14 protein-coding genes are annotated in these 17,118 nt (G+C 66.1%); 6 read left to right on the top strand and 8 right to left on the bottom strand.

Annotated elements, in window-relative coordinates; genetic code table 11:
• Positions 1-28: 28 nt before the first annotated feature.
• A complete protein-coding gene (locus B9C43_RS45735) occupies positions 29-2,371 on the top strand; it encodes an ATP-binding protein (protein WP_084433610.1) in 2,343 nt (780 codons plus the stop codon).
• Positions 2,372-2,700: 329 nt separating this feature from the next.
• Here the strand turns inward: B9C43_RS45735 and B9C43_RS45730 are convergent, their stop codons facing one another.
• Positions 2,701-3,990, bottom strand: a complete 1,290-nt coding sequence (locus B9C43_RS45730; RefSeq protein ID WP_200826005.1) for a cytochrome P450 — start codon at positions 3,988-3,990, stop codon at positions 2,701-2,703.
• A 36-nt stretch (positions 3,991-4,026) separates the two neighbouring features.
• A complete protein-coding gene (sigJ, locus tag B9C43_RS45725) occupies positions 4,027-4,911 on the bottom strand; it encodes an RNA polymerase sigma factor SigJ (protein ID WP_200826004.1) in 885 nt (294 codons plus the stop codon).
• Between the two features lie 111 nt (positions 4,912-5,022).
• Between sigJ and B9C43_RS45720 the strand changes: the two genes are divergently transcribed.
• The 4 genes from B9C43_RS45720 to B9C43_RS45705 all read left to right on the top strand — a co-directional run bounded on the left by B9C43_RS45720 (position 5,023) and on the right by B9C43_RS45705 (position 9,589).
• A complete protein-coding gene (locus B9C43_RS45720; protein WP_084433608.1) occupies positions 5,023-5,388 on the top strand; it encodes a DoxX family protein in 366 nt (121 codons plus the stop codon).
• Between the two features lie 8 nt (positions 5,389-5,396).
• Positions 5,397-5,993: an NAD(P)H:quinone oxidoreductase gene (wrbA, locus tag B9C43_RS45715; protein ID WP_084433607.1), complete on the top strand. Its 597-nt coding sequence runs from the start codon at positions 5,397-5,399 to the stop codon at positions 5,991-5,993.
• Positions 5,993-6,436 (top strand): nuclear transport factor 2 family protein, encoded by a 444-nt coding sequence (locus B9C43_RS45710; RefSeq protein ID WP_084433606.1) that lies wholly within the window; start codon positions 5,993-5,995, stop codon positions 6,434-6,436. Before wrbA ends, B9C43_RS45710 begins: the two co-directional genes overlap by 1 nt.
• A gap of 168 nt (positions 6,437-6,604) precedes the next feature.
• Positions 6,605-9,589 carry a 3-keto-alpha-glucoside-1,2-lyase-like domain-containing protein gene (locus B9C43_RS45705; protein WP_084433605.1) on the top strand — a complete coding sequence of 995 codons (2,985 nt, stop codon included), beginning with the start codon at positions 6,605-6,607 and terminating at the stop codon, positions 9,587-9,589.
• Between the two features lie 177 nt (positions 9,590-9,766).
• Here the strand turns inward: B9C43_RS45705 and B9C43_RS45700 are convergent, their stop codons facing one another.
• Positions 9,767-11,224 (bottom strand): FAD-dependent monooxygenase, encoded by a 1,458-nt coding sequence (locus B9C43_RS45700; RefSeq protein WP_084433604.1) that lies wholly within the window; start codon positions 11,222-11,224, stop codon positions 9,767-9,769.
• Positions 11,221-12,648, bottom strand: coding sequence for an FAD-dependent monooxygenase (locus tag B9C43_RS45695; protein WP_235039228.1), 1,428 nt, complete (start codon positions 12,646-12,648; stop codon positions 11,221-11,223). The genes B9C43_RS45700 and B9C43_RS45695 overlap by 4 nt, the downstream gene beginning before the upstream one ends.
• Before the next feature lie 153 nt (positions 12,649-12,801).
• Between B9C43_RS45695 and B9C43_RS45690 the strand changes: the two genes are divergently transcribed.
• Positions 12,802-13,530 carry an SDR family oxidoreductase gene (locus B9C43_RS45690; RefSeq protein ID WP_084433602.1) on the top strand — a complete coding sequence of 243 codons (729 nt, stop codon included), beginning with the start codon at positions 12,802-12,804 and terminating at the stop codon, positions 13,528-13,530.
• A 1-nt stretch (position 13,531) separates the two neighbouring features.
• Here the strand turns inward: B9C43_RS45690 and B9C43_RS45685 are convergent, their stop codons facing one another.
• From B9C43_RS45685 to B9C43_RS45670, 4 genes are read right to left on the bottom strand one after another with little or no spacing between them, the layout of a single operon-like run.
• Complete coding sequence (locus tag B9C43_RS45685) at positions 13,532-14,524, bottom strand: sulfate/molybdate ABC transporter ATP-binding protein (protein ID WP_084433601.1); 993 nt, start codon at positions 14,522-14,524, stop codon at positions 13,532-13,534.
• Positions 14,521-15,324 carry a sulfate ABC transporter permease gene (locus tag B9C43_RS45680; protein ID WP_200826003.1) on the bottom strand — a complete coding sequence of 268 codons (804 nt, stop codon included), beginning with the start codon at positions 15,322-15,324 and terminating at the stop codon, positions 14,521-14,523. The genes B9C43_RS45685 and B9C43_RS45680 overlap by 4 nt, the downstream gene beginning before the upstream one ends.
• Positions 15,317-16,123, bottom strand: a complete 807-nt coding sequence (gene cysT / locus B9C43_RS45675) for a sulfate ABC transporter permease subunit CysT (protein WP_200826002.1) — start codon at positions 16,121-16,123, stop codon at positions 15,317-15,319. The genes B9C43_RS45680 and cysT overlap by 8 nt, the downstream gene beginning before the upstream one ends.
• Positions 16,120-17,115 (bottom strand): sulfate ABC transporter substrate-binding protein, encoded by a 996-nt coding sequence (locus B9C43_RS45670; RefSeq protein WP_084433599.1) that lies wholly within the window; start codon positions 17,113-17,115, stop codon positions 16,120-16,122. The genes cysT and B9C43_RS45670 overlap by 4 nt, the downstream gene beginning before the upstream one ends.
• Between the last annotated feature and the right edge of the window lie 3 nt (positions 17,116-17,118).

Below are 17,118 nucleotides of genomic sequence, written 5' to 3'. Positions count from 1 at the left end.
AGAGTGACGGTCTGCTTTAATCACCAGAATGCGCGGCGCGGGACGCAATCAGCTCGCGAGTGGGCTGACCAGCTTCGTCGGACGCGACGGGCTCCTGGCCGACCTGCATGACCTCTTGTGCCGGTCCAGACTGGTCACTCTGGTCGGGCCCGGAGGGGTCGGCAAGTCACGGCTCGCCGCTGAGCTGAAGCGGCGCCACGGCGGCTCTTTCGGCGCGGTCGCGGTCGTACGGCTGGTGGAAGTGGCCGAAGCGGGCGCTGTCGAGCGGGAAATGGCCGCGGCGTTGGGAATGGTCGACCACTCCGCGCGGCCTGCGTACGAAGGACTGGTCGAGCACCTGCGCAGCCGCGGTGAGGTCCTGGTGATCCTGGACAACTGCGAGCACCTGTGGGAAGAGGTCGGCGAGCTCGTCGGCGGCCTGATCGAGGATGTACCGAGCCTGCGGATCATGGCGACCAGCCGGTCGTATCTCGGTGTGGCCGGCGAGCACCTGGTTCAGGTGCCTCCGCTGTCGCTGACCGCTGTTGACCAGAGTGGACACTCCGAGGCGATGACGTTGCTCGTCGACCGGATGCGAGCGGCCGGATGTGTTGTGACGGACGCATTCGCCGACGAGGAGTCGCTTGCCGAGTTGGTGCGCTGGTCCGCGGGCTTGCCGCTGGTCCTTGAACTGATCGCGGTCCGGCTGGGCAGCGGCCTGTCCCCGGCGAAGATCCTCGAGCGGCTGGGCGGCGGCCGTCTGCTCAGCGCCGCCAACGCCCGGTCGAGCCGAGGCGTGCAACCGCATCACAAGACGCTGCACCACGTGCTGGACTGGTCGTGGAACCTCTGCACCCCAGCACAACAGGTGCTGCTCGCCCGGATCAGTGTCTTCGGCGGCAGCTTCGACCTCGACGCGGTGGAAGCCGTGTGTTCCGGCGGCGGCATCGCGCGCGAGGACGTGGTCGACCTGATGGGCGAACTGGTGCAGCAGTCGCTCGTGGCCGCCGCCTCGGGCGGCCGGTACCGGCAACTGCAGCCAATCCGTGAGTACGGGTTGCGCCGACTCGCGGACAGCGGCGAGGAACCCCGGATCCGAGCGGCGCATTGCGCGTATTTCAGACAAATGGCCGAGGCGGCCGCGACTTCGTGGTTCAGCCCGGACGAAGTGCGGTGGCTCAACCAGATCCGGTCAGACCTGCACAACTTCCGCGCAGCGGTCAACCACTGCGCCACCGCGCCGGAGACTGTCCCAGTCGGACTGGAGATCCAGTTCAACCTGACCAGGGCGCGCGCGTGGTTCTTCTTCGGAATGCTCAACGACGGCAACGAACTGCTGCACCGGATGCTCACGCTCGCGGACCTGCCGGTCGGGCCGGAACGCATCGGCGTCACCGCGTTGCTGGGGTTCAACCTGTTGTGCCGTGGTGATCAGGCCGGTGCGACCAAATGTCTTCAGCTGTGCCGGGAACTGGCAAGACAGGCAGGCGGTCACGAAGTTCCGCCGCTGACGTTCTTCGCCGGTTCGCATGCCTTGTTCGCCGACGAGTCCGAGCAAGCAGTTCCGCTGCTCAAGCAGGCGTGCGCACAGTTCGCCGCGGCAGGCCCAGGCTTCCGGGGCGAGCACGCGATGGCCGAACTGCTCGCGGCGATCGCAGGCGGACTGGTCGGCACGCCCGCCGACGCGCAGCTCGCCGACCAGAACCTGGTCAACGCCGAGGCCAGCGGCGCCGAATGGGCGATCAGCTGGGCGCTGTGGGCGAAAGGCCTGACGCCGCTGGTGCACGGCGATCCCAGGACGGCGTTCGGGTACATGCGGGAAGCGTTGTCCCGGCAGATCACCCTGCGGGAGAAGTGGGGGACATTGTGGTCGGTCGAGGGCATGAGCTGGGCGATGGCATCCCTGATCACATTGCTGCAGCTGGACGACACCGCGGCACGGCAGGCGGTTGAGCTGCAGGGCGGAGCTGAGCAGCTGCAGAAGGACAGTGGCATCACGATCGGCGGCCTGGCCCCGATGCGGCGGCTACGGGACCAAGCCAGGAAATCGATGCTGGCCTTGCTCGACGAGGCGGACTACGCCGCCGCCTACGAACGGGGGGCGGCGCTCGCCCGCGGCAACTCGGAGGATTTCCTCGCACACGCGCTGAAACTGGGCGTGCCGACCACGGAGAGCAGCATCGACGGGTTGTCCAAGCGGCAGCTGGAGGTCGCGCTGCTCATCGCCGACGGCCACACCACCAAGGAGATCGCTGCCAAGCTGTACCTCTCGACACGGACCATCGAAGGCGTGATCCAGTCGCTGTTCGCCAAACTCGGCGTCACCCGTCGCGCCGCGGTCGCTGCCTGGGTCACCGCACAGCGGTCACACGGTTCACATCAGCGAACCTGATCGCATCCGCTCCCGCCGGTCCGCAGCCCGAAGACTGCGGACTTCCGTCTGGCGGGCGCTCGCGTACGCCGCAGACGATGTGCCGTGCACCAGTCGACTAGCGCGAACGGAGCCACACGTGCTGGCGTATCGGCCGGAAGGACCCACGGCAATGGCAGCAGAGGACGAGCACGGGCAGCGAAGTCGTCTCAGCGATGACATGCTGGCCGAACCACGCTGGCCCGAGGCGCCTCTGCCGCGTCGATCATCGATTGGCGAGCTACGACCAGAAGGCAGCCGACGAGATCTCCGAGCATCCTGCGGGCCCTGGTAAGGAACGGTTTTCCGGCTCATCGCGGTGAGACCGTCATCCTGATGTCGTCCTGTGCCCACAACACGAATCGTTCGACGGGCGTGACTTCATGCCCCGGCACAGGCACGAAGTCGAAGCGCTTCACCAGGACCGCGAGCATGAGTTTGATCTCGACCATCGCCAGTGCGGCTCCTTCGCAGCTGCGTGGCCCGAACCCGAACGGGATGAACGCGAACTTCGGCCGTCGCTGCGCCTCCGCGGCGGTGAACCGATCGGGATCGAATCGTTCCGGCTCGGGCCAATACGCCGGATTGAGGTGGATCGCCCAGATCGGGTACATCAACGTGGTTCCTGCCGGGATCAGATAGTCGTCCAGCACGAGGTCCTCGGGAAGTTCGCGGGCCGCGTACGGGCCGGGCGGATAGCGCCGCATCGCCTCCTTCACAACGCGTTCGAGGTAGTCGAGGGACTTCAGTTCGTCGTACGCCGGCGCGGGCCGGTCACCGAGCACGCGATCCAGTTCGTCCCGTAGCCGCTGGGCGACTTCGGGATGGTGCGCCAACAGGTGCAGCGCCCAGGACACCGCCACACCGGACGTGTGGTACCCGGCCATCACGACCACCAGTGCGGTGTCCCTGATCCGCGCCGGATCCCAGCCCGACTCGGCCAGCATGGTCACCAGGCCCGCGCCCGGCTGTCCCGCGTCGAGGATCCCGGTGATCGTCCGGCGAACGTGTGCCAGCATCTCGGCCGCGTGCGCTTCGGAGAACTCCGAGCCGTACTGGCGGCCCAAGTACTCGGCGATCAGGTCACGGAACGCCGTGCTGGTCCGTTGCGCCGATCCCACCTCGCTGCCCATCGCGAACTCGACGATCAGCCGCAACGACAGCTCGCTGAGCTCTTCCTGCAGCGAAATCTCGCCGGCATGGGCGGCCCATCGATCAGCCAGATCAAGCGTGAGCCGGGTGAACTCGCCGAAATGCGCTTCGTGCGACCGGTGATTTCCCAAGGCGGACAGCAACAACCGCCGCCACGGCACGTGCTCGTCCTCCCCGATCGTCTGCAGGTTCCCGGCCTCGAACAGCGGGGACAGGAACTCGAAGAGCTCCTGCGGCCGCCGGTTGATCCGTGACGTGGCCGCGAGCAACTCGGGGTCGGCGACCGACACCACTCGCGTGCCAGGCAAATCGAAGCGCGCGACCGGTCCGTACCGTTCGTGCAGTTCCAGCTGGAAGGTGTGCAGTCCGCCCGCCGCCGCGATATCGGCCAGGTTGCCGTTCGGCGGCGTGGGCACCGGGCCTGGGATCGTCCGAAACTCAGAGCTCACACCCCGATGCTTCGCCACCCGCACCGCCACGGCAAGTCAATGGCGTTGTTCTGTCCATGGGCGGAGTTTCTCGGGGTTGCGCACGGCCCAGATGTGCTTGATCCGGCTCTCCGCCACGTCGAACGCCAGCACCGCCGCGATGGTGCCTTCGTACTGGATCACCAGGCCCGGCTGGCCGTTGACGGTGCGCTCCAAGAAGATCGCGCCGGGTGCTTTGCCTGCGAGATCGGCCATGTAATGCGCGATCTCGACGCCGCCGTGGATGGGGTGCGGTGCGGCGGTGGCCAGGCCGCCACCGTCACCGATCGCCGTGGCGTTGGGATCGAGCAGTCCGATGAGCGCGTTGATGTCCTTGGCCTGCCACGCCTGTGCGAAGTCCCGGACGATGTCGGCGCGCTGGGCTGGGGATGTCGCCGGAGCCCGTGACGCGTCGATGCGGCGGCGTGCCGATGTGGCCAGTTGACGGCACGCCGCCGGGGTGCGGCCGACGATCTCCGCCACTTCCGGGAAGGGGTACCGGAAGACGTCGTGCAGGATGAACGCGACGCGCTCGGCCGGGGTCATCGATTCGAGCACGACGAGGAACGCCATGCTGACCGACTCGTCGAGGGTGACCCGGTCGGCCGGGTCGACGGTCGACCACTCGGTGCGGTCGGGCACGGGTTCCGGGATCCATTCGCCCACGTACCGTTCGCGCCGGGCCCGCGCCGAGCCGAGCAGGTCGAGGCAGATCCGGCTGGCGACCTTGGTCAGCCAGGCGCCCGGGGAATCGATGGCTTCCTGCTGCTCGCGGGACATGGCGTACCAGCGCGCGTACGTCTCCTGCACGACGTCCTCGGCGTCGGCGAGAGAGCCGAGCAGCCGGTACGCCAGGTTGATCAGCTGCCGCCGCTCGCCCATGATCGCGCTCAGGTCTTGCATGCTCATTCCCTTGGTCGCATTCGCCTGGTACACGTCCGACGAAACAGCGGGCCGAAGTGTGAGGTTGGCGCGTCACCTCACACTACGACGGCCTGTCTCGTCGTACCGGACATGAACATCGCTTTGTGGATCATTGCCGGCCTGTTGGCCGCGGCGTCCCTTGGCGGCGGCCTCATGCTGGTGACTCAGTCTCGCGAGAAGCTGGTCGCCTCCGGGCTGGGATGGGTCGAGGACTTCAGTCCCGGTGTCGTGCGGACCATCGGCACGCTCAAGGTACTGGCCGCCTTTGGCCTGATCCTGCCTGCTCTGCTTGACATCGCGCCGGTTCTGGTGCCGATCGCCGCCATCGGCTGGGTCCTGCTGATGGTCGGCGCGATGATCACGCATCTTCGCCGGCATGAGTCGCAGGCAATCGTCGTGAACCTGATCCTGCTCGCCTTCGCCGCCTTCGTGGCGTGGGGCCACTTCGCTGCATAAGGAAACCAATGGTCAACGCCACCATCATCTACTACAGCGCCACGGGCACGGTCCATGCCTTGGCACAAGCCGCCGCCGAGGGCGCGGAGAAAGCAGGCGCACAGGTGCGACTGCGTAAGGTCGCCGAAACGGCCCAGCCTGAAGCGATCAACGCCAGGCCAGAATGGGTCCAGCACCTGCAGGACACCGCGGACGTCGCCGAAGCGCACCTCGACGACCTGGCTTGGGCCGACGTGGTCCTGTTCGGCACGCCCACCCGCTTCGGCAACCCGGCCAGCCAGCTCAGGGCGTTCATGGAAACCATGAATGTCCTGTGGTTCCAAGGAAAACTCGCGGACAAGGTGTACTCGGCATTCACCGCGTCCAACACGGCGCACGGCGGCCAGGAATCCACGCTGCTGGCGCTGGGGAACACGTTCTACCACTGGGGAGGCATCATCGTGCCGCCCGGCTACACCGACCCGATCCAGTTCCAGTCAGGCAATCCCTACGGCGCCTCCCACGTGGCAGGCGACGGCCCGCCGGGTGACGTGTCCTTGCAGGCAGCCCGCTACCAAGCCCAGCGAGCCGTGGAAACCGCGGCGGCACTGCGGAAAGGAAAGTGATGCACGACCTCAAAGCGATCGCCGACCGAGTCGAGATCGACGCATTGCGCGGCGACTTCACCGACTCGGCGCTGACACGCGACTGGGACCGCTTCGCTGCCTTGTTCACAGTGGACGGTATGTGGCGGATCCCAGGGGCGGCGGAGTTCTTCAGCCGCGAGGAGATCCGCGCGGGGATCGAGCGGCTGCAGGGGAACTGGGAGTTCTTCGTCCAAGCCAACCACCAGGGCACAGTCTCGATCGAGGGTGACTTGGCGGTCGGCCGCGTGTACGTCTCGGAGTTCGGGCGCTTCCACGACGGCCGGTCACACCGGAACTTCTCCGTCTACCACGACCGGTACCTGCGGACTCCGGATGGATGGCGGTTCACCGAGCGCGTTTACGAGGTCAAGTACGTCGACAGCAGCCCGCTGACCGGAGCGCCGCCTGTGCCCGTGTCGTGAGGACGGCGTCAGGGTGGCTGGGGGTCACCCTGACGCCCAGGGCCGGCATCAGGCCGTTTGGGCTAACTTTGGTCTGATCTCGGCATACTTTCGTTGACTTGCGACGAAAGTGTTCGTACGTTCGCTGGGCGTCAGGTGGAGACCCTGCCTCTTCCTCAAGGAGCAAAGATGCTTCTCGCTGTCCACGAACGATGCCGCCAGTCGCTCGTTGCGGCGTTAGTCCTGTTCACGTTCCTGTCCGTATTCGTAACGGCTCCCGCCCAAGCGGCTGTGCCGCCGCAACAGCCTGGGGTGACACTTCGGGTTTTCGATGTCCAAACTGGGCTGGACAAGCTGTGCACCATCAAGTCCGGGCAGACCCCCAACGTCGACAAGCTGATGCCGGTGATCAACTGGACCGGTACGGCCGACTTCGGGATCAACGACTTGTTCGTGTCCGAGGTGACCGGCAACATCAACATCACCACCGCCGGCACCTACCAGTTCCGGCTGACCAGCGATGACGGTTCGAGACTGCGCATCGACGGGCAGGTCGTGATCAACAACGACGGCCTGCACGCGCCGACACCGGTGACCGGGTCGATCCAGCTCAGCCCCGGCTATCACGCGTTGCGGATCGACCATTTCGACAACATGTACGACCAGCAGGTCACGTTGGAATGGCAGCCTCCCGGAGCGTCGGGCTTCGTCGTCGTGCCGAACTCGGTGCTGAGCACCGATGCGGATGTCGTACGCGTGACGTCGCCGGGGCGCAAAGAGTGTGAGGGCACAGCGGATTCTCCGGGTGACGGGCTTCCGCTGACCTCTGTGCACCCCGGCTTCACGTTGACCAACCTGCGCCCTAACGGTTTCCAGCCGCAAGTCACCGGGATGGACTGGCTTCCCGACGGCAGGCTGGCGATCGCCACGTGGGGTGGTTCGAACAACGTACTCGGCGAGGTCTACCTGCTCAGCAACGTGACGGGCCAGACGGACCCGTCACGCGTGCAGGCGCAACGCGTCGCGAGCGACTTGAAGGAGCCGATGGGCGTCAAGTACGTCGACGGCAAGTTGTACGTGTCCGAAAAGCACCGGCTCGTCGAACTGAACGACACCAACGGCGACGGCGTGACGGACAACTACCGGACGGTCGCCACGTGGCCGTTCGGTGGCAACTTCCATGAGTTCGCGTTCGGTCTGCTGTACAAGGACGGCTTCTTCTACGCCAACCTTTCGGTGGCCATCAACTACGGCGGCGCCACGACCGACCCGCAGCCCGCGCCGAACCGCGGCACCACTGTCAAAATCGACAAGGCCACCGGTGAGGTGTCCTATATCGCCGGTGGGCTGCGTACGCCACACGGCATCGGTTGGGGCCCGGAAGGTGACATCTTCGTCACCGACAACCAAGGTGGTTGGCTGCCCGCGAACAAACTCGTCCGGGTCAAGCAAGACCGGTTCTTCAACCACTACACCAACCCGGCGGGCCCGTTCGACGCGCGACCGGTGACCGCGCCCGTGCTATGGCTGCCACACAACGAGATCGCCAATTCGCCTAGCAACCTAGTCATGCTGCAGCAAGGAATCTTCGCTGGGCAGCTTGTCTACGGTGACGTGACCTATGGCGGCCTTCAGCGTGCATACCTTGAGAAGGTCAACGATGAGTACCAGGGTGCTGTTTTCCGTATGACCCAAGGCCTTGAGTCCGGCGTGAGCCGGATCAGCCTTGGCCCGGACGGTGCGATCTACACCGGCGGCATCGACGGCGGCGGCAACTGGGGCCAGCCCGGCAAGCTCGCCTACGGCCTGCAGAAGGTGACGCCGAACGGCGCCAACGCGTTCGACATACTTGCCATGCGGGCTGTCCAAGGCGGGTTCGAGCTGGAATACACCCAGCCGCTGTCGGCCGAGACTGTGCAGAACCTGCTAGCCAAGTACCAAGTCTCGCAATGGCGTTACGTGCCGACGCCCGCGTACGGCGGCCCGAAGGTCGACGAGCAAACGCTTGCTGTCGCGAGTGCGTCGGTTTCGGCCGACCGCAAGAAGGTCACACTGCAGATCCCGGGCCTGCAAGCCGGGCGCGTCGTGCACGTGCGTTCGCCGCGGCCGTTCTCCTCGGAGTCCGGCTCATCGTTGTGGAGCACTGAAGCGTGGTACACCCTCAACTCCATGGTGGGTGGCCCGGCGACGAGTGTGACCTACGAGGCGGAACGCGCGACGCTGAGTGGCGGTGCGGCGGTCAACACCAACCACACGGGCTACGAAGGCACTGGCTTCGTCGACGGTTACTGGAACCAAGGCGCCGCAACAACATTTTCCGTGAACGCGCCGACCGCCGGGACGTACAACGTCGGCCTGAGGTATTCCAACGGCCCGGACCCTAGTGCTGGCACCAAGTCCGTGAGCGTGTACGTCAACGGTACGAAGGTTCGGCAAGTGCGTCTGTCCAGTACGGTCACGTGGGACAATTGGGCGCTGCAACCAGAACAGTTGACCCTCGCCGCAGGCACGAACTCGATTTCCTACCGGTTCGACGCAGGCGACGTAGGCAACGTCAACCTCGACAACATCACGGTTACCCCGGCCACGCGCGTTCAGTTGTTCAACGGAACCAACCTCAACGCGTGGGAACTCCGGTCCGGCGGTGCCGCACCATGGCCGATCGCCGGTGGCTCGACGGAAACCCTCGGCGGGGACATCCGGACCAAGCAGAAGTTCGGCGATTTCAAGCTGCACGTCGAGTGGTACGAGCCGAACTACCCCCCGAACGTGACCGGCCAGGCTCGTGGCAACAGCGGGGTGTATCTGCAGGAGCGCTACGAGGTCCAGGTGCTGGATTCCTACGGTGACACCAGTCTCGCCAACGACGAGGCTGGCGCGATCTACTCGAAGAAGGCGCCTGACGTCAACGCCGCGACCGCACCACTGACGTGGCAGACGTACGACATCACGTTCCGGGCAGCGCGCTTCGACAGCGCGGGCAACAAGACCGACAACGCACGGGTGACGGTGGTGTGGAACGGCGTGACAGTCCACAACAACGTGGAGATCGACGGTTCGACAGGCGGGGGCGATCCGGAGAACGCCAGTCCTGGCTCGATCAGGCTGCAGGACCACGGTGACGCCGGGGAGAACCCGAGGTTCCGCAACATCTGGATAGAACCGATCAGCTGAGGCGAATCGCTTGCGGGGCTTGCTTTCGCGAGCCCCGCAAGCGTGGCTGGCCAGCGGCGCTGAACCATCGCCGCCCGGTTTTGTCGGACCCCCTTGGTAACGTGAAATCAGGGGCCCCCGGGAATTGCCGGTGCGGTGAAGGCTGGCTTGTGGGGCCCGCAGCCCCGCAAGCCCCTTCTACTTCGGTGCCGCTGTGCCGAACCAGCGGTTCAGCGCCGTGGTGAGGTTGTTGGCTGGTCCGGCGGCTGATGTCCAGGCGATGTAGCCGTCGGGGCGGACCAGCACCGCCTCCAACGCGGGGTCCGGGGCGACAGCCGTTGTACTCGCGACGACCTTGATGCGGTCCGTCCAGCCTTGGGCGGTCTGACCGTATTCATCGTTCGTAGTGATGAGCAACCCTTGGGCTGAGTGCAGGAGGTCGGCGACTCGGGTGCGGGTGCCGTCAGCGAGCGTCAGTTTGTGGTCGGGCGGCATGCGTTTGCCGAGCAGCGGATGGTCGCATGGGCCCATGTCGTAACGGATCCCGAGGCCGCTCAACATCCCAGCAAGGTGCTCGGCCGCTCCCTTGTGCGACATGAGCTCCGCCATCACGCCACGGACCGGGTCCATGTCCGCACCCGTCAACCGCAGTTCGATCGCGGCACGGGCATTCCGGGCCAATTGCTCCCCAATGGGATGGCGTTCGGAATGGTACGTATCAAGCAAGCCAGCAGGGGCCCAACCCTTGACAGTCGCCGCCAGCTTCCAGCCAAGGTTCACGGCATCCTGCACGCCCACGCTCAACCCCTGCGCCATCGCCGGAGGCTGCACATGAGTGGCGTCGCCGGCCAGGAACACCCGGCCAACCCGATACAAAGACGCCACCCTGGAAGCGTCGGTGAAACAGTTCAGCCACCGAACCTCCGCATGGTGAATGGACTCACCGGTCAACCGCTCCCACGCGTCCGCGAGATGGTTGAACCGCAACGTTTCCCGGTCACGCGGCGGCATGCCTCGCTCATGCACGACAACCCGGGTGACGCCGCCTTCCAGGTCCATGGCCATGACCATGCTGCCGCCGGGCAAGTCTTCGCCGGTGCGCCTGCGGCGGGTTGAGATCCCGGTGACGTCCGCTGTGTAGAACCCGCGTGTCGGTTCCGGGCCGGGGAAGTCGATTCCAGCCAGCTTTCGGATCGTGCTTCGTCCGCCGTCACAGCCGACCAAGAACACCGCTGTGTCTTCGAAAGGACCTTGTGGTCCATCGAGAGTCACCACGACCCCCGCAGATGTCTCGCGGTAGCCGGTCACCTCGCAGCCGCGACGTACCTGCACGCCGAGCTCAAGAGCCCAGTCCTCGAGCATCCGCTCGGTGCGGAACTGGGGAATGCCACGAGCGCCCGCGTGATCTTCCGAGAACATGCCCAGATCCAGCGGTATGCCGCCGAAATGGCCGTCGGCGGGCTCGGTCGCCGGCAGTCTGGTGAGCAGCCCACGCTGATCGAAGCACTCAGCTGTGCGCCGGGTGAAGCTCGCACCGCGCGATTCCCGCGGCGGGGTGGGCAGCTTCTCGTAGACGACCACATCGACGCCGCCGAGGCGTAGTTCCCCGGCCAGCATCAGCCCGACTGGTCCGGCACCGACGACAATCACGCTCATTGCAACGCTCCCACGCGGTCACGCGCGCCGAACCAGCGGCTGAGCGCATCGGAGAGGCCGATGGAGCTGCCAGGGGCGGTCCATGCGACGTAGCCGTCTGGACGGATCAGCACCGCGTCGAGGCCGAGACCTGGGTTGGCGGTGACAACGTCGATCCGGTCGGACCAGCCGTTGGCGGATTGGTTGATCAGCACGCCGCGTCCGCTGTGCAGCAGTGACGCGATCCGGGTGCCGTCAGGGAGTTCGTGATCTGGCGGCATCCGCTTGCCCAGCAATGGATGGTCGCCTGGGCCCATGTCGTAACGGATCCCGAGCCCGCTGACGATTCCGGCGACGTGCTCAGCGGTATCCTTATGTTCCAGCAGTTCCGCCAGCACGCTGCGGATCGGGTCCATGTCCGCGTCGCCGAGGTAGATCTTCGCCGCCGCCTGGGCGTTGCGGATCAGTTGCTGGCCAACGGGATGACGTTCGGCGTGGTACGTGTCAAGCAAATCAGCAGGGGCCCAGCCCTTGAGCGTCGCCGCGAGTTTCCAGCCGAGGTTTGCCGCGTCCTGCAGACCTGCGCTGAGTCCCCAGGCCGCCAGCGGCGGGATCTCGTGCGCGGCGTCACCGGCAAGGAACACGCGGCCACGCCGATACGAGGTAGCCAACGCGGCCGAGTTGCCGCATGCCCAGAGCCACTGTGGCTGCGCGGAATGGATGGACTCGCCGGTGAGCCGCTGCCAGGCGTCGGCGACCTCCTTGAACGTCAACGCATTGGGGTCAGGGCGTGGAGGCAGGCTCGTGTCGTGGACGACGACGCGGTAACGTCCCTCGCCGCCTAGGGGAGTGCACACGACCATGTTGCCGCCGGGAAGGCGCTCACCGATCGGGCGCGGGCGCAGCTTCACCCCGGTGATCTCCGCGGTGTACATGCCGCGCGTGGGCTCCCATCCGGGAGCGTCGATGCCCGCCAGCCTCCGGACTGTGCTTTGTGGACCGTCACATCCGACGACGTAGTCGGCGGTGTCCTCGGCAACGCCCTGCGGCCCATCAAGAGTCACCACGACACCGGAAGGAGTCTCGCGCAGATCAGTCAGCTCGTAACCGCGCCGCACCGGCACGCCGAGGTCGGCCAGCCAGCCCGCCAGTGCCGCCTCGGTTCTGGCCTGCGACAAGCCAAGCACGCCGCTCTGATCTTCGTCCAGCATGCCGAGGTCGAACCGGACGCCGCCGAAGTGCCCCATCGGACCCCACCGGAACTCGCCGAGCCGGGGCAGCAGCCCGCGTTGGTCCAGGGTTTCGGCCGCCCGCCGGTTGAAGCCGAGCGCGCGGGACTCCCCGGACGGCGCGGTCAGCTTGTCGTAGACGGTGACCTGCGCACCACCCAGGCGCAGCTCGCCGGCCAGCAGCAAGCCGACCGGCCCCGCACCGACAACTATCACGCCAGTTCTCATTTTCCGGCCCCAGTGCTGTCGCTGTTGAATCGGCATCACTACGATGAATACAGCAAAGTCGGCCGGGCCTGCCGCTTGTTCGAGTGCGGACGTCGGGAAAGTTGAACGCACACCTCCTGCGAGAAGAAAAGGACGCATCACGTGCCTGCCGAGAAGATCGCGCTGATCACGGGCGCCAACAAAGGCATCGGATTCGAGATCGCCAGGCAGCTCGGCGAATTGGGAAACGTCATACTCCTCGGCGCGCGCGACGAGGTGCGTGGCAAGAACGCGGCCGAATCACTGGCAGGCCGCGGCATCACGGTCGAACCGGTGCGGATCGACGTGACAGACCCGGCCTCAGCCGCCGAAGCCGCCGCTGACATCGAGCAACGCCACGGCCGCTTGGACATCCTGGTGAACAACGCGGGCATCGCCGGCAGCTTCCACGGAGCGCCGAGTGAGGCGAGCGCCGCCGATATTCGCGAGGTGTACGAAACCAACGTGTTCGGCGTGGTGTCGGTGACCAATGCGATGCTGCCGTTGCTCCGCCGTTCGGCAGCCGGGCGAATTGTCAACATGTCCAGCCACATTGGTTCGCTGACGCTGAATTCGGATCCGGAATCCCCGTTCGCGCGGCTGAACCTGATCGCGTACCAGTCGTCGAAAACGGCGTTGAACGCCATCACGATCGCTTACGCGAAAGAGCTGCGAGAGACACCGATCAAAGTCAACGCGGCCGACCCGGGAATGGTGGCAACGGACATCAACAACCATCGCGGGCGGCGGACTCCGGCGGAGGGTGCCGTGATCGCGGTCCGGCTGGCACTGCTGGACGACGAGGGCCCGACGGGTGCGTGCCTGGCCGAGGACGGGGTCGTTCCCTGGTAGGTCAGACCCCGACTTTGTCGAGCGTCCGGGAGCGTGTGGGGACGGTGGGTGCGCCCGGCACCGGCCGTACCCACAGCTTCGCGCCCGGACTGATACCGAGCGCCTTTGCCTGGGTACGAGTGAGCGTCACCAACACAGGCGGATCATCCCGGACAACGAGCCACGCCCTGACCTCGAACCCCACCCGGGCGACCCGGTCGACCGTGCCGAAAACCGCGCCACCGCCAGGATTCTCGTGGTACAGCTCAAGGTCGTGCGGCCGAACCAACGCTCCGTCCAATTCGGTCACCGGACCGACGAACCGCATCACGAAGTCGTTCGCCGGAGCGTCATACAGCTCGTCCGGCGTGCCGATCTGCTCCACCCGGCCCTCGTTGACCACCACGATCTGATCGGCCACCTCCATCGCCTCTTCCTGGTCGTGGGTGACGAAGATGGTCGTGACCGAGACCTCGTCGTGCAGCCGCCGCAACCAATCCCGCAACTCTTTGCGGACATTGGCATCCAGCGCGCCGAAAGGCTCGTCCAGCAACAACACGGTCGGTTCCACCGCCAGTGCCCGCGCCAATGCCATGCGCTGCCGCTGCCCGCCGGAAAGCTGTGCGGGCAGCCGATCAGCGAACTGCTCCAGGTGTACCAACTCCAGCAGTTCGTGCACCCGCGCCCGCACCTCCTGCGCCGGCCGCTTGCGAATCTCCAGCCCGAAAGCCACGTTCCGGTACACCGACAGGTGTTTGAAGGCCGCGTAGTGCTGGAAGACAAAGCCCACATTGCGTTTCCGCGGCGGCAGATGGGTGGCGTCGACGCCGTCGATCAAAACCTGGCCCGCGTCGGCCTCCTCCAGCCCGGCGATGATCCGCAGCAGCGTCGACTTGCCGCCGCCGCTCGGCCCGAGCAACGCGGTCAACCCGCCCGCCGGGATGGTCACCGAGACGTTGTCCAGCGCGACGAAGTCACCGAACTTCTTGTGCACACCACGGACGTCGATACTCATGACGCGGACTCCTTCGGGCGGATGATCGACACCACGACCAGGCACAGCACGGCGGCGAAGGCCAGCAGGAACGACGTGGCGTACGCGGTGGACTGCTCGAAGTCCTGGTACTTCTGCTCGACCACGAGAGTCGCGGTCTGGGTGTTGCCAACCAGATTGCCGGAGACGATCTTCACGGCGCCGAATTCACCGAGCGACCGGGCCAGGCTGAGCACCACGCCATACACCACAGCCCACCGGATCGCGGGCAATGTGATCCGTAGGAACACCTGCGGTGCGGTCGCACCCAGGCTGCGCGCGGCCTGCTCTTGCTCGTCGCCGATCTCCTGCAACACGGGCACTACTTCACGGATGACCAACGGCAGCGCCACGAACGCGGTGGCCAGCACAATGCCCGGCATCGCGAAGATGACCTCGACGCCCACGGACTCCAGCGCCGGGCCGAACCAGCCGTCGACTCCGCCGTAGACAAGCACCAACGCCAGGCCGACGACCACCGGCGACACCGACAGCGGCAAGTCGATCAATGTGGACAGCAATCGGCGCCCGGGAAACCGGTAGCGCACAAGCAGCAGCGAGATGCTGACCCCGAACACCGTGTTGATCAGTACGGACCAGAACGTCGCCTGCACGGTCAGCCACAGTGCGAACGTCACGTCCGGATCGGACAGTGCATGCCACACGGAGTCCAGGCCGTCCGCGAAGGTGTTCTGCACAACCAGAACCAACGGCCAGACAACCAGCATGGCGAGGTAGCCGATCGCTACGGCACGCAGCACCCAACGCACCCGGCTACCCACGACGGGCCAGCTTCCGTTGCAGTACATCGAGAATCACGATGACGGCCAGTGCGATGATCAGCAGGACAGCGGCGACGGCGGACGCGGCGGCCATGTTGCCGTTCTCAATGAAAGTGAGGATGCGCACCGACGCGGCTTCGGTACGCATCGGCAGGTTGCCAGAGATGAGCACCAGTGAGCCGTACTCGCTGATGGCCCGGGCGAAGGACATGGCGGCGCCAGCCGAGATGGCGGGGAACAGGGCAGGCAGGATGATCCGGCGGAACACCACCAACGGCGAAGCGCCCAGTGATGCCGCGGCCTCCTCCGCCTCAGGGTCCAATTCGGACAGTACGGGCTGCACGGTGCGCACGACGAACGGCAAGGTGACGAACAGAAAAGCCAGGAACACCGCGGCCCGGGTGTTCGCCACGTCCACGCCGATCGGGCTTCGCGGGCCGTACAACGACAACAACACGAGCCCGGCCACGATGGTCGGCAGCGCGAACGGAATGTCGATGACAACCTCGAGCGCACGCTTGCCCGGGAAGCTGTCACGCACCAGAACCCAGGCGATCAGCGTGCCGAGGACCACGTTCACTCCGGTGACCCCGAGTGCTTGCAGCACAGTCATTTCGATCGCCGCCAGCGTCTGATCGTCGGCGACCGTCCGCCAGAACGCCGACCACCCGCCACGGGAGGTCTCCACGAGCACGGCCGTCAGCGGAATCAGCACCAGCAGGCTGAACCACAGTGTGGCCAGCCCGAGACCGATACCGGAAGCACGAGTCAGCCGGGAACGGGAGATGGCCGTGCTCACGACTTGCCCGCCTGCTTTTGGATCCGGGTGATCACGCCGTTCGTCTCGTCGAAGAACTCCGTGGCGGCCTTGTCCCAGCCGCCGAAGTCCTTGGCGATGGTGAGCAGTGCCTTCGGGACAGGGTACGGATCGGCCGGGTCGTTCGCGCCGGGAACGTCGACGGCGGCGATCCGGGTGAGCGGGCGGAAACCCTTCTTGGCGAACTCGGTCTGGCCGGTCTCGCCCAGCACGAACTCCAGCCACTTCCCGGCTTTCGGCCCGGCGGCCTTCAGTACCGCACCAGGGTTCTCGATGAGCAGGGTGGTGTCCGGCACGACGTAGTCGAAGTCCTCGCCGCTCTGGCGGGCCAGGATCGCCTCGTTCTCGTACGTGACGAACACGTCGCCGGTTCCGCCGGTGAACGCCGTGGTGGCGTCGCGGCCGCTGCCCGGCAACGCGTCGACGTTGCGGAAGAACGCGGTCAGGTACTCCTCGGCCTGTTGTCGCGTGCCGCCTTTGGCCAGCACCTGACCGTACGCGGCAAGGATGTTCCACCGGGCCGCCCCGGATGACCCGGGGTTGGGGGTGACGATGCCGATGCCGGGTTTGACGATGTCGTCCCAGCCTCGGATGTTCTTCGGATTTCCCTTGCGGACGGCCAGAACCACCACGGACTGGGACACGATCCCCTTGGTGGGGCCGGTGTTCCAGTCCGCGGTGACCAGGCCGGCGCCGACCAGGCGGGTCACGTCGGTCTCCAGCGAGAAGTGCACGTAGTCGGCCTTCAGGCCACTCACCACGGCACGGCTCTGGTCACCGGAGGCGCCGTAGGATTCCTTCCACCGCACGCCTTTGCCGTGCGCGGTCTTGGCCCATGCCTTCTGGATGGCGTTGTTGGCCGCCTTGGGCACCGCGAAACCGACAAGGGACATCGTCTCCCCGCCGCCCGTCCCGCCTGTACCGCACGCGGCCAGCATCAGCGCGGCGAAGGCCAGTATGAGGGCGTTCTTCATTGG

Source organism: Kibdelosporangium aridum, assembly GCF_900176515.1.
Lineage (GTDB): Bacteria > Actinomycetota > Actinomycetes > Mycobacteriales > Pseudonocardiaceae > Kibdelosporangium > Kibdelosporangium aridum.
This window is presented reverse-complemented; position numbering and strand designations above follow the sequence as displayed.

Coding starts and splice junctions, on each gene's coding strand:
- B9C43_RS45735 (WP_084433610.1), top strand. CDS start 29: ATGCGCGGCGCGGGACGCAATCAGCTCGCGAGTGGGCTGACCAGCTTC.
- B9C43_RS45685 (WP_084433601.1), bottom strand. CDS start 14,524: ATGAGTATCGACGTCCGTGGTGTGCACAAGAAGTTCGGTGACTTCGTC.
- B9C43_RS45720 (WP_084433608.1), top strand. CDS start 5,023: ATGAACATCGCTTTGTGGATCATTGCCGGCCTGTTGGCCGCGGCGTCC.
- B9C43_RS45710 (WP_084433606.1), top strand. CDS start 5,993: ATGCACGACCTCAAAGCGATCGCCGACCGAGTCGAGATCGACGCATTG.
- B9C43_RS45700 (WP_084433604.1), bottom strand. CDS start 11,224: ATGAGCGTGATTGTCGTCGGTGCCGGACCAGTCGGGCTGATGCTGGCC.
- B9C43_RS45670 (WP_084433599.1), bottom strand. CDS start 17,115: ATGAAGAACGCCCTCATACTGGCCTTCGCCGCGCTGATGCTGGCCGCG.
- wrbA (WP_084433607.1), top strand. CDS start 5,397: ATGGTCAACGCCACCATCATCTACTACAGCGCCACGGGCACGGTCCAT.
- B9C43_RS45705 (WP_084433605.1), top strand. CDS start 6,605: ATGCTTCTCGCTGTCCACGAACGATGCCGCCAGTCGCTCGTTGCGGCG.
- sigJ (WP_200826004.1), bottom strand. CDS start 4,911: ATGCAAGACCTGAGCGCGATCATGGGCGAGCGGCGGCAGCTGATCAAC.